At 58.7% G+C, this 21,537-nt stretch carries 18 protein-coding genes; 7 read left to right on the forward strand and 11 right to left on the reverse strand.

Features of this window, described 5'->3' with window-relative positions; genetic code table 11:
* Positions 1-9: 9 nt before the first annotated feature.
* The 3 genes from IEX04_RS02820 to IEX04_RS02830 form a co-directional block, all read right to left on the reverse strand.
* Positions 10-948 (reverse strand): VOC family protein, encoded by a 939-nt coding sequence (locus IEX04_RS02820; protein ID WP_105658735.1) that lies wholly within the window; start codon positions 946-948, stop codon positions 10-12.
* Between the two features lie 59 nt (positions 949-1,007).
* A complete protein-coding gene (locus IEX04_RS02825) occupies positions 1,008-2,513 on the reverse strand; it encodes a bifunctional 3-(3-hydroxy-phenyl)propionate/3-hydroxycinnamic acid hydroxylase (protein ID WP_188683521.1) in 1,506 nt (501 codons plus the stop codon).
* A gap of 102 nt (positions 2,514-2,615) precedes the next feature.
* The gene (locus IEX04_RS02830) at positions 2,616-3,992 is read right to left on the reverse strand and encodes an aldehyde dehydrogenase family protein (RefSeq protein WP_188683522.1); all 1,377 of its coding nucleotides are present in this window, start codon (positions 3,990-3,992) and stop codon (positions 2,616-2,618) included.
* 171 nt (positions 3,993-4,163) lie between these two features.
* Here IEX04_RS02830 and IEX04_RS02835 point away from each other — a divergent pair, with 171 nt between their 5' ends.
* Both IEX04_RS02835 and IEX04_RS02840 read left to right on the forward strand, forming a co-directional pair.
* Positions 4,164-5,177, forward strand: coding sequence for an ornithine cyclodeaminase family protein (locus IEX04_RS02835; RefSeq protein WP_188683523.1), 1,014 nt, complete (start codon positions 4,164-4,166; stop codon positions 5,175-5,177).
* 40 nt (positions 5,178-5,217) lie between these two features.
* Complete coding sequence (locus IEX04_RS02840) at positions 5,218-6,237, forward strand: dihydrodipicolinate synthase family protein (protein WP_188683524.1); 1,020 nt, start codon at positions 5,218-5,220, stop codon at positions 6,235-6,237.
* A 258-nt stretch (positions 6,238-6,495) separates the two neighbouring features.
* Here IEX04_RS02840 and IEX04_RS02845 read toward each other — a convergent pair whose 3' ends face one another.
* Both IEX04_RS02845 and IEX04_RS02850 read right to left on the reverse strand, forming a co-directional pair.
* Positions 6,496-7,857, reverse strand: coding sequence for an MFS transporter (locus IEX04_RS02845; RefSeq protein ID WP_188683525.1), 1,362 nt, complete (start codon positions 7,855-7,857; stop codon positions 6,496-6,498).
* A gap of 12 nt (positions 7,858-7,869) precedes the next feature.
* A complete protein-coding gene (locus tag IEX04_RS02850; RefSeq protein WP_188683526.1) occupies positions 7,870-9,129 on the reverse strand; it encodes a substrate-binding domain-containing protein in 1,260 nt (419 codons plus the stop codon).
* A 123-nt stretch (positions 9,130-9,252) separates the two neighbouring features.
* Between IEX04_RS02850 and IEX04_RS02855 the strand changes: the two genes are divergently transcribed.
* The 4 genes from IEX04_RS02855 (at position 9,253) to IEX04_RS02870 (ending at position 14,862) form a co-directional block, all read left to right on the forward strand.
* Positions 9,253-10,764 (forward strand): sugar ABC transporter ATP-binding protein, encoded by a 1,512-nt coding sequence (locus IEX04_RS02855; RefSeq protein ID WP_188683527.1) that lies wholly within the window; start codon positions 9,253-9,255, stop codon positions 10,762-10,764.
* Positions 10,761-11,720 (forward strand): ABC transporter permease, encoded by a 960-nt coding sequence (locus IEX04_RS02860; protein WP_188683528.1) that lies wholly within the window; start codon positions 10,761-10,763, stop codon positions 11,718-11,720. The genes IEX04_RS02855 and IEX04_RS02860 overlap by 4 nt, the downstream gene beginning before the upstream one ends.
* Entirely contained in the window at positions 11,717-12,736 is a 1,020-nt protein-coding gene (locus tag IEX04_RS02865) for an ABC transporter permease (RefSeq protein WP_188683529.1), read from the forward strand. Before IEX04_RS02860 ends, IEX04_RS02865 begins: the two co-directional genes overlap by 4 nt.
* A 797-nt stretch (positions 12,737-13,533) precedes the next feature.
* Entirely contained in the window at positions 13,534-14,862 is a 1,329-nt protein-coding gene (locus IEX04_RS02870) for an NADH:flavin oxidoreductase (RefSeq protein ID WP_188683530.1), read from the forward strand.
* 128 nt (positions 14,863-14,990) lie between these two features.
* On the opposite strand, the gene IEX04_RS02875 is transcribed toward IEX04_RS02870, so the two are convergent.
* From IEX04_RS02875 to IEX04_RS02900, 6 genes are all read right to left on the reverse strand, one after another.
* Positions 14,991-15,416 (reverse strand): hotdog fold thioesterase, encoded by a 426-nt coding sequence (locus IEX04_RS02875; protein ID WP_053799262.1) that lies wholly within the window; start codon positions 15,414-15,416, stop codon positions 14,991-14,993.
* Positions 15,413-16,633: an acetyl-CoA C-acyltransferase gene (locus IEX04_RS02880; protein WP_229676971.1), complete on the reverse strand. Its 1,221-nt coding sequence runs from the start codon at positions 16,631-16,633 to the stop codon at positions 15,413-15,415. Before IEX04_RS02880 ends, IEX04_RS02875 begins: the two co-directional genes overlap by 4 nt.
* A 265-nt stretch (positions 16,634-16,898) precedes the next feature.
* On the reverse strand, positions 16,899-17,480 hold the full coding sequence (locus IEX04_RS02885) for a TetR/AcrR family transcriptional regulator (protein WP_113607295.1): 582 nt from the start codon (positions 17,478-17,480) through the stop codon (positions 16,899-16,901).
* A gap of 126 nt (positions 17,481-17,606) precedes the next feature.
* Positions 17,607-18,842 (reverse strand): NAD(P)/FAD-dependent oxidoreductase, encoded by a 1,236-nt coding sequence (locus IEX04_RS02890; protein WP_188683533.1) that lies wholly within the window; start codon positions 18,840-18,842, stop codon positions 17,607-17,609.
* A 2-nt stretch (positions 18,843-18,844) separates the two neighbouring features.
* On the reverse strand, positions 18,845-19,168 hold the full coding sequence (locus IEX04_RS02895) for a 2Fe-2S iron-sulfur cluster-binding protein (protein WP_188683535.1): 324 nt from the start codon (positions 19,166-19,168) through the stop codon (positions 18,845-18,847).
* Between the two features lie 29 nt (positions 19,169-19,197).
* Positions 19,198-20,484, reverse strand: a complete 1,287-nt coding sequence (locus IEX04_RS02900; RefSeq protein WP_229676972.1) for a cytochrome P450 — start codon at positions 20,482-20,484, stop codon at positions 19,198-19,200.
* A 114-nt stretch (positions 20,485-20,598) separates the two neighbouring features.
* Between IEX04_RS02900 and IEX04_RS02905 the strand changes: the two genes are divergently transcribed.
* Positions 20,599-21,513, forward strand: a complete 915-nt coding sequence (locus IEX04_RS02905) for a LysR family transcriptional regulator (protein WP_188683537.1) — start codon at positions 20,599-20,601, stop codon at positions 21,511-21,513.
* Positions 21,514-21,537: the final 24 nt, after the last annotated feature.

Genomic DNA, 21,537 nt, shown 5'->3' on the forward strand with positions numbered 1-21,537 from the left:
TGTTCTTGCCTATACCGGTGGCGGGACGAAAAGACCCTTGTCCTTGTCGTTGAACATTTCCTTGGCAATGAATTCATCCATGTCCCCGCCGGTGCCCCACTGGTCCGAGGTCATCGGATCAGAAGTGTCGTAAATGCTCGGGTGCCAGGTGTCCTCATCGATCGAATCAAGTTCGGTGGTGAATTCCATGGTGTTGCCGTTGGGATCATGGAAGTAGGTGAAGGTGTTGTCCCCGGCGCTGTGCCGTCCCGGACCCCAGATCTTCTTGAATCCCGAACGCAGCAGCTTGCCGCTGCCGCGCATGTACTCGTCGATCCCGCGCAGTTCGAAGGATGCGTGCTGCAGCGAGGCGTGCGGGCCGCGGGCAATGGCAATGGAGTGGTGCTGCGAGTTGCATCGCAAGAAGTAGAACAGATCCCCCATGTGCGGGTGGTTCAGGGTGTCCGAGAGCCGGAAGCCCAGGTGCTGCTCATACCAAGCGAGCATCTTCTCCGGTTCCGGGGAGTTGAGCACCACATGGGACAGGCGAACCGGGATGGCTTCGCGTTCCTCGATCTTGCGGTGCTTGCGCACCTCGACATCCGAGGAGACCTCGATGGTCCGTCCTTCCAGGTCGAAGAAGCGGAATCCATACCCGCCCCCAAGCGTTTTGAGGTCATCTGGTTCGCCGATGAGCTTGACCCCTTTGGCAATGAGGTCAGAGGCAAGCTGGTCCACCGCGGCATTGTCCGCAGCGCCGAACGCGACCATGTCAAGGCGCTTTTCTTCGGCCTCGCGCACACGGACCGAGTACTGTTCCGGCGAGCCCTCGGCGGCAAAGTACGTGACTCCGCCGTCGTCCTGCATCTCGGTCAATCCCCAGTGGTTCTTGTAGAAGTCAACCTGTTTTTTGTAATCTGGCACCGCGATATCGAAGTGGCGCAGGTGTGTGATTGGGCTGAAGGCCATGATGTGCTCCTGTAATTCTTTCCGCCTGGGCGGAAGGTGTGTCTTGAGAATTTTTTGGGCTAGAGGTTCGCCGGCACGTCGTGGCCGACCTCCGGGATGCTGGCAGCGATGCGTTCGAGTGCTTCGGGGGTATCCCCGAGGCCCAGGATGTAGCGGTCCGGACGGACCACCACGACCTTGGCGCCGGCGGCCTCAAGAATCCGGCCGACCTTGGCAGAATCGAACAAGACGACAACAAAATCGTTGTCCTCGAGCTGGCTGCGCAGCACAGCCGGCACGGCGGAGTAGATCTCCGGGGTTGTTGCCACCAGGAAGCGGGAACCGACCATGTCATCCAGGCGCACCCCGTCGGCGAGGATCGGCTGCGTGGCCAGATGTCCGGCGCGGCTGTCGATTTCCCCCTCGTGCAGGCCCGGTCCCAGCGGGGGTGCGACGGGTGCCGAAGCCGCGGGATTTGCGCGGATGAAGGCATCGCGCTGCTTGGCGACCTCGGCATCGGTGGTCTGCAGGAAGCCCGCGGCATTGGCAGCCTGCTCCACCCAGAACCGTGCGTGCGGCAAGCGTTCTGACTCGTAGGTATCAAGCAGGCTGTCATCGGCAGCGCCGCGCTTGACCGCGTCCAGCTTCCAGACCAGATTGGCGACGTCCCGCATTCCGGCGCACAGGCCCTGCCCGAAGAGCGGCGGAGCCTGGTGGGCGGCATCGCCGGCCAGGAAAATGTTGCCGGCACGCCACCGCTGGGAAATGCGTCCGCGGAATGTGTAGGTCGCCAGCCGGTCTGCGGTGAATTTGCCTGCCGGCAGCACGCCGCGGCTGAGGCGCTCAAGGCCCGCCGGGGTAGTAATTTCCTCGGGGTCGTCCCCCGGCATGAGCATGAACTCCATGCGCACACGTTTGCCGGGGAGCCGTATCCACAGAGCAGGGCGGGTATGGTGGCCCAAGAAGATCATGTCCGAGGATAATCCGGGGCTGTCTTCAAGGATCCCATCGGCGACCAGCCACTGCGCATCCTCGCCGATTTTTTCGGTTTCGATGTTCAGCGCTTTGCGGCTCTGCGAGCGGGCTCCATCAGCTGCGATAGCCCAACGGGCCCGGATCAAGGATTCTTCGCCATCCGCGTTCTGCACCGCAACTTCGACGCCTTCGCCAACATTGCGCACTGAAAGCACCGTCATGCCGCGGCGCAGCTCAACGCCTGGCAGTTCCTCCACGACCTCATGCAACAGGCATTCAATCTCAGGCTGGTGGAAGGTCAGATCGTCGTGCCATCCCTGCGCCCCGAGCTGGCCGGTTGGCACGGAAATCAGGACTTCGCCCGCCTCGTTCTCGATATGCATCGAGGCCATCGGCAATGTGGCCTTGGCGAAGCGTTCTGCCACTCCCAAGGATTGAAGAGTGCGGAAGATTTCTCCATCAAAGTGCACGGCGCGTGCGGTCGGCCACGCCTGGATCTCGCGCTCTACTCCGACGGCACTCAGGCCGGCGCGGCCCAGCAGGGCCAGAGCAGTAACGCCCACCGGTCCACCGCCAACCACCACCACGTCAACTTCAACGATCTTTGCCATCCCGCTCCTTCAAGTTCAGTACGTATCGTTTCGAATAAATGTAACACCGGTCACGACCGCACACAAGTGGCTAGGCCGGCAGGACGCCACGAAAGCTCCTATCTAGGCCTTCCATACCGTTTTGAGGTTGCAGAATTCGCGAATTCCTTCGGCGGCGAGCTCGCGGCCAAAGCCCGAGCGCTTAATGCCACCGAATGGCAGCTCTTGATTTGAGACCGTCATCCCGTTGATGAACACCGCTCCGGCCTCGAGCCGCTCCAGGAACCACTGCTCTTCGGCGGCATCATTGGTCCACAGGGCGCTGGAGAGGCCAAAGGCGGTCTGGTTGGCAACCTGCAGCGCCTCTTCCCGATCCCGGACCCGGTATAGCGAGGCCACCGGACCAAAGGCTTCCTCCTGGACCAGCCGCATTTCGTCATTCAGCCCGGCAATTACCGTAGGCAGGTAGAAATATCCTTCACCCTGCGGGGCGGAGCCCCCGACAAGCACCTGTGCACCCAAGGCCACCGCATCATCCACGAGACCTGCCAATTCATCGCGTCCATCGGCGGTGGCCAGTGGCCCAACCTGCGTCGCCGGATCCATTGGGTCACCCACCACGAGCTCGCCCATCAGCCGGGCAAATTCGGCAGCAAATTCGTCATAAATATCGGTATGCACAATAAAACGCTTCCCTGCGATGCAGGATTGGCCGTTATTGCTAATCCGCGCCCTCACTGCAGTAGCCGCCGCAGCAGGAACGTTGGCTGAATCCATGACAACAAACGGATCCGAGCCACCCAGCTCGAGCAAAGACTTCTTCACATGATCCGCAGCAATCGAAGCCACCGAACGCCCTGCAGGTTCGGAACCGGTCAAGGTCACGGCCTTAACCCGCGGATCCGCGATTACCGGGGCAACCGCGCCGCCACCGATGAGCAGTGTGCGGAATGAGCCCGCAGGGAATCCCCCTCGTTCAAAGAGAGTATCCAGGTAGATTGCCGACTGCGGCACATTCGAGGCGTGCTTGAGCAGACCGGTATTGCCCGCCATCAGCGCAGGAGCCGCGAAGCGGATGACCTGCCAAATGGGGTAGTTCCACGGCATCACCGCAAGCACGGCGCCTAATGGTTGATAAGTGGTCCACGCCTTTGAAGCGCCAACAACCGACGGGTCTTCCAAAGGAGTATCTGCCAAGAACTTTTCGGCATTCTCGGCATAAAAATGCATGGACGCCGCGGACTTGCGCACTTCGGCTACCGATTGCGCGATGGGCTTGCCCATCTCCAGGGTGATCAGCCTTCCCAGCTCTTCGGCTTCAGCTTCCAGGAGCTGGGCGGTTGCTTTCATCCATTCGGCCCGCTGCGCGTAGCTGGTTCCACGCAGGATCTTCACTGCTTCGTCGGCATGGGCGATGCGGCGCTCCACCTCTTCGGTGGAGTGGGCCTCAAAGACTTGTTCGGTGACGCCGGTGGTTGGATTCACTGTGGAGATTGCCATGGTTTTCAGTTCCTTTGCTGGGGTACGTTTTCGTCATTTTCGAAAACCTGTTGCTCCGAGTATATGAGATACGATTCGTATCGGATAGTATCTATCCTAACGCCATGTGATGTGGTGCACACGATTGAGCATGCTTCGTCGTGTTCCAGACTTTCAAAGGAGTGAACGCCCGTGAGTGCAGAAGGAAATCTGCCGCAGGACCTTCCGCTGTTTCTGACCGACGCTGATGTCGCTCACCTCTCGGATTGGCCCATTGCTATTGAGGCAATTCGCGAGGCCTACCGCACCGACAATGACGAGCTGCGAACCCCGGGACGAATTTTTGCGCAGTCCCCGCAAGAGTGGTTGCGCATCATGCCTTCGGCCCCTGCCAGCGGCAAGGTTTTTGGCGCTAAGTCCATCGCCGGATCTTTCACCGGTGGGCTCACCGTCAGCTACCTGATCTCCTTGTTCGATAAGAACACCGCAGATTTGGTGGCACTGATAGACGGCAACCGGGTAACCGGTTTGCGCACCGCCTCAACCACCGCTGTTGGAGTTTCCACTATCGTGCCGCAGCGCGCATTGCGCGTAGGCATTATCGGCTCGGGATTCGAGGCCCGCTCCCACCTCACCGCCTTCTCCCACCTGATGAAGTTCGCAGATATCCGCGTGTTCAGCCCCACTGTGGCTAACCGCGAAGCTTTCGCGAAGGAATTCGACGGTGTTTTTGACGCTCCGGCACACGCTGTCAGTTCGGCTCGCGAGGCTGTCGAGAGCGCGGACCTGATCCTCTGCGCCGCACGCTCGCGCGATGAATCGCCCACAGTGCAGGCCGACTGGGTGGGCGCCAACGCTTCGGTTGTCTCCATCGGTTCTACTACCCCGGCCCAACGTGAACTACCCGTCGAACTAATTGGCCGGGCAAGCACCATCGTGGTGGACACCTATGAAGAAGTAGTCCATGACAGCGGCGACATGATCGCCGCGCGCGCCGCCGGCATCGATGTCGACGCCGTAGTACTGCCATTGCAAGCTGCGCTGAGTGCTGAGAGCCAGATCGACACCGAGGAGGGGATCAGGATTTACAAGTCCACGGGTTCTGGCCTGCAGGACATCGTTGTCGCTGAGATGCTGCTGAACCGAGCACGCACTGAGGGTGTAGGCACGGTCCTGCCCGTCGGCATCGTTACCAGCCGTAAATAACTGACTTTTAACACACCAACCCAAAAATAAGGAGTACCTCATGGTGGATTACACCAAGTCCGAAGCTCGTTCCTGGGCTCGAGAGAATTTCACCGGCACCGTCGCGGTGACCCACCCGTCTTTCACACCAGATTTTTCTGCAATCAATGAAAACGCAATTCGCCATGACATCCTGCTGCTCAAGGAACGCGGTTATGCCGGTTCGCTGATTGTGGCCGAAGCGAATGTGACTCCGGAAGAAAACGCGCGGATCACCGCGATTGCCCGCGAAGCGGCCGGTCCGGACTTCGCGTTGTTCTTCCACGCAATCTTCGGCACCTTGGAAGAGAATATCCACGCCGCAAATCTGGCCGAAGCCGCGGGCGCAGACCGCACGCTGCTTGCGTACCCAGCATCCTTCTGGCCAACAAATTATGATCAGGTGTTCGACTACACCAAGAAGTTCACCGATGAAACGAACATGGCAGCCATGCTCTTCCCGCTGCCAGCGTGGGGATTTGAACGCATCCACCCGGCCGGCATGAGCGTTGAGTTTGTACGCCGCGTACTGGACGCGATGCCAAGCATCGTGGCGATCAAGGCAGAACAAGGTTACCCAGGCATTCCTGGCGTCATGGAGATGTACCACCACTTCCGAGATGAGGTCGTCATCTCCTGCCCCATCGAGTCTGAACTCATCCCTCTGATGTCCGTCCTGGACGTGCAGTTCTCCGGTACTGCGAATACCAACTGGATGGGTGACTACTACCCGCGCGCGTTCGAGCTGGCCCGTACCGGCAAGTGGGAAGACGCCATGGAACTGTACTGGAAGGTCCAGCCAGCTCGCGCGGCAAACGGCGCAGTCTCCGCGACCTCCACCCCGGGTACCAATATGATCAACCGCACCCAGTGGAAGTACCAGGAATGGCTCTCGGGCTTCAATGGCGGTGCACTGCGCCCACCTGCAGCCAAGCTTCCTGACCGCTTCATGAAGCAGCTACGCGCAAGCCTGGAAGCTTCTGGCCTTCCGGTCACCGACTCACCTGATGAAGAGTTCATGCGCGGACGCGTCTCCGCCTAACAGCCAGCGCACTGCAGCACGACGGTTCATAAGCCCCCTGAGGAAACGCAAACCAGCTCTTTGGATTTGCATACTTCCCCAGGGGGCTTTCAGCGTGTGGCAGCAACACATGGCCCAAGCCGGAATACCGTTTTTGTTTATCCTGATGTGCGTAGCCCGGCGCGCAAAAGGCTCCCGTTGCAGCGAAGTATCGTGAAGACATTTCGCCGCAACGGGAGCCTCAAAGCTCGCTCGGACTATGCGCCATCGATCAGGGGGTCAATCCTCCACACTTTGCAATGACGTTTTTCTTTTCGGCTCTGGTTTGGCAGCGTTCGAACCATCAAAGGTTTCTTCCGCTGCTTGGAAGTGCCTGGACTGCTGACGCAATCCGGCCAACGCGCCAAGCAGGACCCCGATAGGCAGTAACAGCACCAAAAAGATTCCGGACAAGCCCATGCCGGTGGCGATCAGTGTTCCTCCAACTACCCCGCCTGTCGCGGAGCCGAGTCGGCCACCGAATTCAGTGACTCCCATGCCCAAGCCACGCGCGCTCTCCGGGAAGCTCATGGCCGCAAGAACTCCACGAGTTGGCCCAAAAGCACTGGGCAAAATAAATCCGGTAATCCCCAAAATGACTAGCAATGAACCAAAACTTGGTTCACGCGCCATAGAAACCACCAGTGCCATGACCGCGGCCAGGCACAAGGCACCACCAATCACCGTGAATCGGGAGCCACGTGCCAGGAGCAACCCCAGCACGATGCTTCCCAGCACGCTGGTGAACCCGTAGAGGCCCACAATGGTGCTGCTTTGCACCGTGTCCAAGCCAGGAACGGGCAACTGCAGTAGCGTAGGCAGATACTGCGCAATGAGCAGCTGAGTGCCCAACGAGAAGAAGCCAAAGATCCACAGCAGCAAAGTGGTGGTCACAAACTTCTTCCCCAGCACCGTGCGAACCGAGACCCGATCTTTTGCCGGAACTTTCACCGGCATAGTCCCAGCCAGCTTCGCCGCACGGCGCGCCGGTGACTCGGGTACTACGAAGGCCAGTACAAGGATAATCACCAGGGGAATCACGCCGCCAACTATCAGCAGCGCCCGCCATCCTACGGTGGGCAGCAGCAAGCCTGCGAGGGTGGCTCCCACGGTGGTTCCCAGTCCAACACCGGCATAGGCCGCTGCGAGCAGGCCGGCCCGACTACGTGCCGGAACCAGGTCCGCCAGCAAGGTGTTGCCGGAGGCCATCGCGGCACCCATTCCTACACAGCCAAGAAGGCGCCAGATGACAAATTGCGTAAAATCTGCGGACGTACCTCCCAGCGCGGTGGCGGAGCCGAAAATAACGACACTGAGGATGAGAATAGTCTTGCGCCCCCACCTCACTGATAAGGCTCCGGAAATAATGGCGCCCAACCCCATCGCGAGGAATCCCACGGCAACGACGAAGGCGATGCCGCCGCCCACCGAAACTCCCCACTCTTTGATGAGCGTAGGGAAAACGTGGCTGACTATCGTCACGTCCATGCCGTCAGTCAACAGCACCAGCGTAATCATCGTGAAGTAGAGCCAGTGGCGTCCGGTCAGACGTTCACGGGGTGCATGCGCAGCAGGCACAACATTTTCAGTGTCGTGATTCATGGCTGGTTCGCTTTACTTGCCGGGGTTCGAGAAGAACTGGTCAAGCTTCTCGGTGGGCAGATAGTCATCCGGGCTTCCGGCCAGGTCGGTCAGGTCGCTAGGTTCCCACGAGGCGTCAGCAACCTGCTCAAGGTTCTCACGCGTCACAAGCACCGAAGGCTCCACAATCTGGTTGATCTTCGGGCCTTCACCCTTCAGTATGCGCAAGGCCACCTCAACGGAAACTTCGCCGGTGCGAACTGAAGGAGTAGTGGTTCCGAAGTACGGGTACTCGGGATTGGCCAAGGCCCAGGAGGCAAAGCCCTGGCTTGAACCGTCATCTGCAATCGGTGGAACGTCCATGCCAGCTTCTTCAAAAGCGTTGCGAATACCAACACCCATGGTTCCGGCCTGCATGACCGCATCAACGCCCGCCGGGTTAGTGGCAAGGAACTTCTGCACCTCAGCCTGCGCGGTGGCCGGCTGGAAGAATCCGGTCACCTTGCCAACGACCTTTACATCCTGGCAAGTCTCCAAAATGGCGTCCATGCCAATATCGGCCAAGGTGGAGCTTGGAATGCCTGGGATACCGGCAACTCGAAGCACGTCGCCCTTGCCCCCAATGGAACGCATAGTTCCGGCGGTGACTTCGGCAATCGCCAATGGCACGTTGCGCGTTACGGTGACGGCATATTCGGAGTCGATAGGCACCTGGGCGGCAACCAATGGGATACCGGCATCAAAGGCCTGTTTTGCCAGTGCCACCGATGGTTCCGGAGCGATAGCCGTATAGATGATGACATCCGGCTTCAGGGCAAGGGCCTCATTGAACTGCTGGAGTTGCAGTGGCACGTTGGAAGGATCATCCGGAGCAAATTCGCCCAGCACCTCAACGTCCGCCTTCTTCAAGCTCGCACGAATCGACTCGGACATGGAGGCAATAAAGGGGCTGGCAGGTGGCATCCCCACCACGGCGGCGGTGAAGCCCTCGGTCTTCTTTGATTTGTAGTCGGCCCACGCCGACTTGCGTACCTCGTCCGGATGCAGGGAGTACCCTTCAGCGATTTCTGGCGAGAAATCTTTCAACAGACCGTTGGGATCATTGGCCGCACCTTTGGGAACCGAACCGCATGCGCCGTCTGCGACAGGCCCGGATTGGTTGCTTGCTGCCGCACCGTCGGCGGCAGGATCCGCACTGGTGCCTCCCGCACAACCCGTCAATGCCAGGGCACTAATTCCCAGAATCGCTGCCCCAAGCTTTGAGATTCGTGGAATTTTGGTGTTTTTCTGCATATCGAACTCCTCATCGAGTGAAACGCTTCGTAGCGTATCGCATAAGACTAGACACATGCGGTACGGTTCGTCTAGTTTCGAATGTAGCGGGCATCACAAATTTTCACAAAAAGGGGACAACCAGTGACACATCAGCCAGCAGGCCTAGAGCTCAAAGGGGTGAGCAAACGTTTCGGCGCGACGCAAGCACTGAGCCACGGCCAACTCCACCTCCGACCCGGTGAGATTCACACCCTCCTAGGCGAAAACGGTTCGGGGAAAAGTACCCTCGTAAAGATCATTGGCGGGGTCCACCGGCCAGATTCGGGAACCCTGACTTTTAACGGCGAACCGGTCTACAGCCGCTCACCCAAACAAGCGGCGGACTTGGGAATCGCTACGGTATTCCAGGAAGTCCTAACCGCCGGGAGCCAAACGGTACTCGACAACGTCTGGCTTGGTTCACACGGTATTTTTCGACACAAATTAAGCCGCACCAAACAGCGCATGCTTGCCCAGGAAGTACTCACCCGCATCGTTCCAAACATTGATTTGGACCAGCCGGCGGGGCAACTTTCACTGTCCGAACGCCAAGCGGTGTGCATCGCCCGGGCACTGGTCCGGGGCCCGAAAGTTCTTGTACTGGACGAATCGACGGCCTCTTTGGATGTACAAACCAGGGATCGTCTCTTTGCTGAGATGCGTCGTCTCACTACACTCGGCACCGCGATTCTCTTCATTTCCCACCGGATGGACGAGGTGGCAGAAATTTCGGATCGGGTCTCGGTGCTGCGCTCAGGGCACAGCGTCTTCACCGTTGAACGCGACAACCTGTCAATCGACGCCCTTATTTCCGAAATGACCGGACGCTCCGATCACGAGGTGACGGTACGCCAACCTCATACGCCCGGAGAATTGCTCCTTCGAAGTCTTGACCTGCGGCTGACGCCCACGTCGACACCCATCAATCTGGAACTGCGCGCCGGTGAAATCGTGGGGCTGGCCGGGCTCGAAGGCCACGGCCAAGATTTGTTCATCAAACGCCTCGCAGGTGTTGCCTCCGGTCCGGGAACGGTAGTGCGCACCGGGGAGAAAGATACGCAGACACCGTTGACCGATCGTAATGGCGACCGCCTCGGTGTGGCTTACCTGCCACGTGAACGCCGCGGCGAATCGCTATTCGAGTCGATGTCCATCCAAGAGAATTTCGCTCTGCCCACGTTGCATCAAGATCGCCACCGCGGGCTGCTGAACACTAAGAGCATCTCCCAAAGATTCAACGCATTCGCCCAATCGCTGGCACTTCGCTTCGGCACCGCCAAAGACGCGATTTCCACCCTCTCCGGAGGCAACCAGCAAAAGGTCTTGCTCGCCCGATGGCTCGCCACCGACCCCAAGGTATTGCTTCTGAACGACCCGACTCGCGGAGTAGATATCGGCACCAAGCGGGAGATCTATGCAATCTTGGACCGACTCAGCGCCGAAGGGCTCAGCGTAGTGGTGCTCTCCAGTGAAGTCGACGAACTCGTTGACCTGGCGGACCGAGTTTTGGTCTTCCGCGATCAGCAAGTATTTGCCGAAATCGCCCATCCCGAGCTATCCACCGAATCAATTGTCGCGGCCTACTTCGGCCAGAAATCAGAGGTGCACTCATGAGCCGCGTCCAACAGCTCCTCCAACGCTGGCCTTTCGCCTTTGCACTGCTGCTTGCACTCGTTTTGCTGGTACTGAATCTCCTTATTTCCCCGTCCTTCTTATCCCCGCAACGGCTTCCCGCCACGCTTTCCACACTGGCCCCGTTTGTGCTCGTAGGGTTTGCCTCAACGCCGGCCATCCTCTCTGGAGGCATCGATATTTCGGTGGGCCCGCTGGCAACTTTCATCAATTGCTTCTTTGTCGCCATCCTGATTCCCGCGGGGCTGGGCAACTGGCAGGTGGCTGTGCCCCTCGTGCTATTGCTGGCCGCAGCCATCGGGGCAATCAATGGGGTACTGATCGCAGTTTTGCGCTTGCACCCCGTGGTCGCCACCACCGGAATGCTCTTCCTGCTCATCGGATTGTCGCTGACCATCGCGCAGAACCCGATTGCAGCCCCGGATAACTGGACCGAGGTCTTCGCAGGCAGCGTTGGAATCATTCCTGGCGCACTGATCTCCATCGGTGCCGCCGCTCTGATTTGGTTTGGACTGCGCCGTACTGCCTTTGTCAGCAACCTGCTGGCCACGGGCGAAAGTGATATTTCGGCGTTCGGCTCTGGAGTGAATACCACCGCGGTGCGCATTCTCGCCTACTCGGTAGGCGGCTTGTTCGCCGGTATCGCCGGTATCGCGCTAACTGCCATTGTGCAGTCCTCACAGTCTTCCTTGGCCACCACCTACGCGCTGCTGGGATTGGCGGCGGCGGTGCTTGGCGGGACCAGCCTGGCCGGAGGCCGAGGCGGGTTGCTCGGCGCACTGTTCGGGGCCATCTGCATCTACCTGCTCCAACAGCTGCTGACCGCCTCCGGCGTCGCACCTAGCCTGATTCAGTTCGCCTACGGCGCTCTGCTCGTCGTAGGTGTCGTCTTGGGAGCCACGTTACTTACTCCACGGTTAAAGAAGGTTCGATCATGAGCGAGAGCACCACCATCAGAAAGCAAACGGCCTCGGCAGAACGACGCCTCGGCCCGAAGATCAAGCGGATACTTGTTGAGCTGCCAGTATTGCAAGCCTTGGTCTTGCTCGTCTTGGCGGCTTGGCTATTGATCAGCATTCCCTCCATCTTCAACCCACGTTCGGTGACCTCGTTGCTGTTGATCGCATCCTTGCTGGCACTAGCGGCGATGGGCCAAACATTGGTCGTCATTCTTGGTGGATTGGATCTTGCAACGCCTGGCTACATACTCTTTGGCGCCTTCATGGCAGCCAATGCCACGGGCAAACTGGGCCTGTCGCCAATGCTGGCAATACTGCTCACCATCCTCGTGTGTGGCGGCATCGGCGCCCTGATTGGCAGGATCTGCCATCGTTTTGCCGTCCAACCACTGGTAGTCACTCTGGGCACCGGCGCAGCTCTAACCGGCGCCACGCTGTTCTTGGCGGATGGCGATTATTCCTCGGTACCCCATGATTCGCTGCGTTCCCTGGCCAGCCTTCGCGCAACGACCTTCGGGCTTCCGTTCCCACCAATCATTCTGATCGTGTTGCTGCTCGGTGTGGCCCTGTGGGTCTTCTTGAACCGCACCACCGCAGGACGCCGGCTTTATGCGACGGGAGTTAACTTCAGAGCCGCGGGACTGACAAGAATACGAACCTCAATCGTCTGGGTTCTGGTCTTTGCCGCTTCCGGTGCCTTCGCTGGCCTTGCCGGGGTATTCATTGCCGCCTATGGTTCGGGCTGGTCACAGACCATCGGCGATCCCTACCTGTTTTCCGGACTAGCGGCGGTGCTGGTTGGTGGAACGATCTTCGGCTCAATCCACGGCAGTTATACCCGCACGCTGCTGGGCGCACTGATTCTCACCTTGCTTTCGACGATCATTGTGAGCAATGGATTATCCGAGGCGCAAAGCCGCATCGTGTTCGGCGTTATCATCCTCGCCGTGGTTTCGCTCTATGGACGCGAACGGCACGTACGCAACAGGTTCTAAGCAAAGTCTCGTTGCCACACAATGCATAGCAGGCGGTTGCCCAGGCCATTTGGCCGGGGCAACCGCCTGCTTTGATTCGTCTGCTATAACTCCCGCGGTTTGCGGGATCCCTTAAGAGAGCCCACACCAAAGCTCATGAAGTTCAGCCCCAACGATGAGCAGCCCGAATTCCCCTGCTGAGTCTTGCCCCATAGCGAGAACGGAGTATCGACCGGAACAAGATGGATTAGGACCAGATGCTTGGCCCCGGCAATTTCCGCCACGTCGCGGCCACGGTTGTAACCGAAGCCATCAGCACATTCTGAAGTTCATCATTGAGCAGAGAAGGACGACAGTCACAGCGGTTTGGATGATCGTTGGCATGGCATCCAGTCCTACTTCCTTGAAGAAGCCTTGCACCTTGGCGACATCCACGTGTGCGGCGTCGACTGTGGTGGTGACTCACACGGCGAAAGGCACTGTTTCTGATTCGGTGGTCGAATGAGCCTGCTCCGGCAAAACATCCTTCCATCAAATGCGCCCCGGCGGTTAACGCAAAAGAGTGGGTGGAGGCTAGCGGCTTAGGGCACATTGTCAACGTCGGCCCCTTGCCCCTCCTGCGAATTGAGGCCATTACCCCAAGTCGGCGATTCGTTGGCCCATTTTCTGCCAGCTGAGCGGAAGTCTTCAGCAGGTCATAGTCTGAAAAATTCTCGAAAATGATATGCACCAGGTCACAAACGCGATACGATACGAAACGAGTCGAATTCAATTACTGATGAGCTTTCCGAACGTTTGCAGTCTTTTCAAGGAGAAAAATGTCTACCGAGACCAGCACCGTGTCCGCCTCCAAGGTTCTTTCCAGCTCCTGGAAAATCGACGGGCTGACGATCAAGAACCGCTTTGTGCTCAGCCCGATGGCAGTGCTTCAGCCAACCAAGGACGGAAGTCCCAGCGAACAGACCATCGCTTTCCTCACCACCCGCGCCAAGGGCGGCGCGGGTCTGCTGATCGTTGGCGGCACCGTGGCCACCGAAAGCGGATATGCGGAGGCACCCTTCCAGCCACTCATGCGTTTTGATAATGACCGGTTCATTCCAGGACTCAAGAAGATGGTAGACGCGGTCCACGCGTACGGCGTTCCTCTCTTCGCGCAGATCTTCCCGGCCTTCGGCGCCATGGGAGTACCGGGAGAGGGACGCACCACCCGCGCCGCCAGTCCGAAGCCGGTGCGCATGGCAGCACCACGCTTACCCCATGGAATGTACATCCCCGGCGGACGGACCAATCCAACGCCTGAAGAAATCACCAGGGAAGAGCTGCGCGAGGTCCAGAACGAGACCGTCGCCGCGGTACTGCGCGCCAAGGCAGCGGGGTTCGACGGGATCGAGATCGGTGCCCATATGCGCTACCTCTACTCATCCTTTTTCTCCCCACGCACCAACTGGCGCAGCGATGAGTACGGTGGCAGCGCGGAGAACCGCGCCCGCTTCCTAGCGGACACCATTAGAGCGATACGTGCCGAAGTCGGCCCCGACTACCCGGTGGGCGTACGCATGAGCGTGAACGACCATCTGCCCGACGGCCAGGGTCCGGAAGGCTTTGCCGAGGTCATGACCTATGTCGTCAAGGAAGGTGTCGGGTACATCGCGCTGACCGATGCGAATTACGAGTCGATGGACGACAATCTCCCGTCCTCTTCCGGACAGATGCTGGCGCACAGCGAGCCGCAGATCTTCCGCAAGTATTTGCCGAATGTTCCGCTCTTGCTCAGCAACACCTACGAACCGCAGCAGGCTGCGCAAGCAATCGAGGACGGCTATGCCGACGGAATTATGCTCGCCCGCCAGCTGCTGGCCGACCCTGAATTCCCCAATAAGGTACTCCAAGGCCAACAGGAAAAGATCAACTGGTGCGACCATGACAATTCATGCTTGCGTCGATTGATTCTCAACGTCCCGGTTCGTTGCCACCTGAACCCTGCCATGGGTCGTGAAGCGGCACTGGCCGGTGCCGAAGAATCCTTGGCTACCAAGCTGAAGCGTCCGGTAGATGCCTTTGTCATTGCCGCAGCAGGGTCGCCGTCGCTGATGGGCCTTGCCGACAAGCTGGCCAACGCCAAGATGGCCAAGGACGCCAAGAAGTAGTCCACTAGGAAACTGCATCCGGATTCCAGACGGAACTCGGGCGCAGTTTTGCTATGTGCTTCTGGTCATTGAAGTACAAAAGGCACCCGAGGAGATTGAGCATTCCTCGGGTGCCTTGTCGTTGGACATTACATGGTCGGTTCGGTCCCCGTGCGCAATGCTCGTCCACTGCCCCGATAAACCGCCACGGTTCGCTTTCCGGCACGCACCAGGACGTCGACAATCATTCGCCGCCCTTCATGGAAAGTCACTTCGGCCTGCGCCACCAGCTCTTCGCCAATATGGGCCGGGCTGAGATAAGAGATATCGGCCTCGGCCGTGGCAATGCCCGCGCCGAAGGTGTTCGCAGCCATGGCAAATGCGGTATCCGCCACGGCAAAAACGTAGCCACCGTGGGCAATGCCGTGTCCGTTGGCCATATCGGCTTCCACCTGCAAAACCGCGGTGGCGCGCCCTTCGCTGGCGCTCAACACGCGGATCCCCAGCCGTTCCAGACTCTTGTCTGCGGCAAGCATCGAGTGTGCCGGTTCGGCAATCTGGGCTTGTTGACTCATGATAAACGCTCCACAACCATCGCCATCCCCTGGCCGCCACCCACGCAAAGCGTCGCCAAACCGAGAGCTCCATCCTTGGCTTGCAATCCATTAACCAGAGTGCCCACAAGCCTGGTACCTGTGGCACCAAATGGGTGACCCAGAGCAATGGCACCGCCAAAGGGGTTGACCTTCTCCGGGTCGGCACCCAATTCCCGCACCGTAGGAACTACCTGTGCGGCGAATGCTTCATTGAGTTCCACAATGTCAATGTCATTGATTCCCAAGCCCAGTCGCTGCAGCAGGAGCCGGGACGACTCCACAGGTCCTAGACCCATAATTTCAGGGGACAGTCCGCTGGCTGCGCTGCCCAGAATACGTGCCAGCGGAGTCAATCCCAGTTCATCCGCGCGTTGTGCGCTCATCACGACTAACGCGGAGGCTCCGTCGTTCAACGGGCTTGCATTGCCGGCGGTCACTGTGCCGGATTCATGGAATACCGGCTTGAGTCCGGATAGCGTTTCCAAGCTGGTGCTCGGCCGCGGCCCGTCATCATCTTTCACCAGCATGCCCGCAGCGGTGGTGAACGGCGTGATTTCCCGTGCGAAGTACCCGTCCTTAACTGCTTGGGAAGCGCGTAGTTGAGAGGTCAGCGCCCATTCATCTTGGTCCGCTCTTGTCGTACCGGTTTTCCGGGCAACAAATTCTGCGGTCTTGCCCATGGAGATGTAAATATCAGGCAGTTGGCCTGCGGTTCGAGGGTCGCTCCACTGCGCACCGGATTCAAAGAGCTCGTCAGCACGGTGGGCGGATTGCGCGAACCCGGGGTATGGAGAGTCGGTGATCGGTGGAGTGCTGCTCGTTGACTCAACGCCTCCGACCACGAACACCTCTCCGTCCCCTGCACGGATCGCTTGGGCTGCCATAGCGGTAGCTTGCAACGAGGATGCGCAAAATCGATTCACCGTCGCCGCGGGTACATTATCCAGTCCGGCGAGCACCATAATTCGGCGGCCCACATTGTCCCCTTGCGCGCCCTGCGGCATGGCGCAGCCGAAGTAGGAGTCGGCGATATGCTCGCCCTGAAGCTGCGGGAGCTTGGCCATAGCACCGCGCACTGCGGCTAACCCAAGATCTTCCGGCCGTTCCCCCGCAAGGGAACCCTTGCGTGCACGACCGATAGGCGTCCTGCTATAGGCGACTATCACCGCATCATTCGCTGCAATGGCTGTACTCACGTTGACGATTCCTTTCATGGCGGCAGCGTGCCTGGTTCAGCTCCGCAGACCGCGTGAAATGTTTTGATTGGCATGAAAATAGCTCAGGCCTGCGCCATAGAGTAGAAAAAGTTCCATCAATGCGCTCTGAAATAAATATATACGAACCGTATCGTATCCTACAAGGACAATGATCGTTTATGGCTAATGTGAACTTCTTTTCTCATGAAGAAATCCCTGCACCTTCACGAGCAGAGCTCGTGAAGGTGCAGGGATTTCTTGAGTCTTATTTTCTCACCGCGAGACCCTCCAGGGCGGTTTCCAAAATCTCGTTAACCGCGGCCGCGTCCAGAGGTCCAGACTCAACAAGCAGTCGGAAATACACTGGAGCATAAAGCATCTCGGTCACCATCATCGGATCAAGGTCCGAGCGCATCGCACCTTCGTCCATAACACGTTCAATGAGCGCACTTACCGCTGCCGCTCGCGGATTCCAGAAACGATCCTTGAACTCAGTCAGTGCCGCGTGATCCTGCTGGCACTCACCGACAAGCTGGGCCACCAGGCGGCCCTCGCCGCCGGCATAGACCTCCGTCAGGGATTTGAGGTGCTCGCGCAGAGCATCGATAGCCGGGATATCTTCACGAACCGGAGTGCGAGCTACGTGATTATCCAAGAACGTATCGATGACCACCGCAACCTTGCTAGGCCACCAACGGTAAATGGTGGTTTTGCTGACTCCGGCCTCGCGGGCGATACGCTCGATTGATAGTTTCTGAACGGAAACACCGGCGGACCCTGAATTGTCGAGCAACTTCATGGTTGCTTCGAGAATCGCTCGACGACTACCTTCACTTCTAATTGCCATGGCACAACCATACGCGTTTTCGCATTCAATACGAAACGTACACAATCACTCTGGCGCTTCCAAGATTTTGAGCTTCCGTCGGCTTCCACAAGGAAGAACCCAAACCAAACATCAGCGATAATCCGATCAGACGGCTCCTGCAATAACTCGCGCCCGATTTTTCAGCGCGAATCCTGCTTCTTCGGCCTCGGCACGGGTAATGCGGGTTCCTGCTCCGATCAGCTTCCGGGCTGCCAGATGATCTGCCGGCAAGTTGACCGATTCGACCGCCGCCAAGGCCTCACCTCGGAAACACAGCACCGAAAATTTCGCGGTCCGGGGATCGCCGAGCACCAGGGTATCGTCACCAGCTTGGCTGAGGCCAGCTATTTGCAAGCGGTAAGGTCCTTGGGTGGACCAGAACCATGGGAGATCCGCATAAGGGCTCTCGTCGCCGAGAATACTGCCGGCTAAATGCCTAGCTTGGTCCGTAGCATTTTGCACCGACTCAAGCCGTGTTCGGCCCGGCGAATGCACATTAGGGAAATTGGCGCAGTCGCCCAAGGCAAAGATGCTGGGATCCGAGGTGCGCAGGCACTGATCCACCACAATTCCGTTCGAGGTCTCCAACCCGGCATTTTCAGCCAGAGCTACGTTGGGCAAAACTCCAACGCCCACTAACACCAGATCCGCCGGGTATCGCTGCCCGGTGCTCGAGACCGCAGCCATTACTTCTCCCCCGCCCGCCGCTTCGAATCTTTCGATTCCCTCGTTCAGCCGCAACTCGACACCAAGGTCCCGGTGAGCTTGCGCGAACCACTGGCTCATCGGCTCACTGAGCGCACGGGCCATTGGGCGTGCGGCGAATTCCAGCACAGTCACATGGCAGTCGTGGGCTCTGGCGGCCGCAGCAAATTCGAGCCCGATAAATCCCGCCCCAACGACCACCACATTTTTGGCCGCGGGTAACGCAGCGTGCAGATCCTGCACATCGTCCAACGTGCGCAGCGAATGCACGCCATCGAGCTTCGAACCCGGACATTCAATGAGCCTGTTACGCGCACCGGTAGCGAGTACCAAATGCGTATACCCCAGGGAGTTTCCGTTGGACAGTGCCACCTGGCGGTTCGGACGGTCGATGTCGATGGCGCTAACGCCGTCCAGCAGGTTGATGTTCTTCTGCGAAAAGAAATTTTCACCACGCAGCGGCAATGGCTTGGGTGTGCCTTGCGGAGAGAGGAAGTCCTTGGACAACGGTGGCCGTTGGTATGGAAGCCCGGCCTCATCGGCAACAATTGTGATCTGCTCGGTATATCCGTTGCCGCGCAGCGAATCTGCAACCTGCAGCGCGCTTTGACCGCCGCCTATGATTACTACGCTCATGACTACACCTGGCCCGCGGGAATATCAACAATAATTTCGGGCAGCGATGCCCCGGTGCTGATCTGGCAGCCCAACCGTGAACGTTCGGTGCGTTCTGCCGCAGTGCAGTCAAGCATTTCGTCCTCGTCTGCTCCGAGTTCGGGAAGCGCGTCCGCATATTCCGGACGGATGTACACGTGGCAGGTTGCGCACATCGCCTGTCCGCCGCATTCCCCCACGATTCCGTCAATTCCATTGCTCACCGCAGCACGCATCAAGGTGGTTTCCTGCTCAACTTCGAGTCGTTGCGCGGTTCCGTCTGGCTGGGTAAAGGTAATGCTAGGCATGTTTGCTCCTGTAAAAGTTTCTTGGTTGCTCAGTTCCAGGTGACCGGTAGGCTGGTCAACCCACGGAAGACCCAACCTGCCCATTGCCCGGGGCGAGATTCTTCAATGCGCAGCCCGGGGAATCGTTCATAGGCTTTCGGCACGGCGATTTGGCCGATGGCACTCTTCGCCGCCCAATGCCCCGCGCACAGGTGCACTCCGGCACCAAAGGCGAGGTGTGATTTTTTAGGCCGGCTGATATCAAAGTCCGCCGCGTTTTCCCCGAACTGGGCAGGGTCATGATTGGCCGCGGCAACCACCACTGCGATACCCGAGCCGGCCGGAATCCTAACCCCTTCCAACACCGTGTCCACGGTGGTTTCTCGTGGGTACATGCCGATAGGAGAGAGCCATCGCACCGCCTCATCAAAGACCGCGGTCCACCGCGTAGGATCAGCCAGGACTTGCTCTCGTTGGTCGGGATGATTGCTCAGTGCCCACACGATATTGGTGACCATATGTTGCGGTTCGTTCATGCCTCCGGAAATGCTTAGCTTCACGTTGGCCGCGATATTTGCATCGGGTAAACCACTGTTGGCCCAGGCCGAAAGCATGGAAGCATTGGGGTGCAGTTGATAGTGCGGAATGAGTTCGTTGATCAGCGCGTCGGCTTGCTCCGTGGATGCCTCGCAACGCCTCCAGATCTCCGGGTCATCTAAGACATTTCCTATCCCGGCAATAAAGTCGTGCGACCAGGTGCGTACCGTTTGAACATCGACGTCCTTCAAACCCACCAAATCTCCGAGGTTTTTGGCGGCCAACGGGGCTGCATAGTCGCGGTTAAGATCGGCGTTATCCGGACCAACGTCCTCCAACTCATCGAGGTAGATATCAGCATTGCGGGCAAACACCTCTGCCCAGGCTTCCTTGATGTTCTTCGGTCGCAGTACCGGATTGACCGCAAGTCGATCAGTGGCGTGTTCCGGATCATCTTTGCGCAGCATCGGGTGCGCTCCGATGGCACGATTCATGGTTGATCCGGAGACATTAGCGCTGAAGATGCTCTGATCCTGCTCAATTTCATGGCATCCGGCATAACTGGTGACGAGGAATTTGTTGAGCATCGGCACCCAGGCGACCGGGGCTTCGGTACGCAGCCGGGCATAACTCCCATACGGATCTGCGAGCAGCTGCGCCGGTTGAAGCCAATTGACTACCGGAACCTCTTTTGCTCCAGAATGTTGTACGCCGCCTACATGCGTCGGGCGACTCTCGGCTTGTTCGGGCAGTTCGGTAGTTCCATGTCCCATTGGGCAACGGGCTGTGTTCGCGCTCATGGTTGGCTCCTAGCTTGGGCCTGGGTTCGTTGTTTCACTAAGTGTCACATCGGACTAACCAACAGTAAACTGCGAATATTAGCGATACTTCTTCGATTAGTTAGGAAATAGCCGTTGGCTAAATTCACCCTGCGCCAATTGGAATTATTTGCCCAGCTGCCTAAGCACCAGACTTTGAGCTCCGCTGCGCAGTCCCTGCACATGTCAGATTCTGCGCTGTCTCACGCGATCACCGAACTGGAAACGGCCGTAGGTGAGCAGCTTTGCGTGCGGCGCAAGGCGCGCGGCATGTACCTCACCCCCGCCGGAACGCATTTCGCCTCGCGGGCCAGCGAAATTTTGCGTGCCACTGATTCCTTGGCTGGAGAGCTCTCCGAAGTCAGCGGTGAATTGCGCGGCCCGGTCTCACTGGGCTGTTATACGGGATTAGCCAGCAACGTCCTGCCAGCGGTACTGGAAGGGATTGCAAGACTGCACCCTGAAGTGGAAATCCGCATCACCGTAGGAGACCACTCCGACCTTCTGCCCGCCTTGGCGGACGGTTCGCTCGATGTTGCGGTCGTTTACGATATCGGGTTGCCGGCAACTTTGCAGCGCAGTGTTGTTTATGAAACTGAAGTGATGGCGGTGCTTGCGCAGTCCGATCCACTGGCTAGTGCGCAGTCTATCGATCTGTCCGATTTGGCAGCCAAGCCGTTGATCATGCTCGATACCGCCCCAAGCTCTGATTACACGCAATTGATGTTCTCCCAGCGCGAGCTGACCCCGATATTCGGCGCCATCGTTCCGCAGATCGACCTCGTGCGTGCATTGGTCGGACGCGGCCTTGGCTACAGCCTGCTGATGTCACGTCCCAACCAGATCCCGGTGTCCAGCGAGGGGCTGGGCCTGGTGACGCGCCACCTAAATCCGCGCAGCGGAGTGACCTCGGTGGTTGCCGTCTGGCCGACGGGATTTACACCCAGCGCTCGTGCCCGAGCCGTCATCGATTATGCCATCGAGGCGTTGGAGGCCAGCGAACCAAGCTGACTATCCCCGTTCAACTCAAAGACA

The organism is Glutamicibacter ardleyensis, from assembly GCF_014644555.1.
GTDB classification, from domain to species: domain Bacteria; phylum Actinomycetota; class Actinomycetes; order Actinomycetales; family Micrococcaceae; genus Glutamicibacter; species Glutamicibacter bergerei.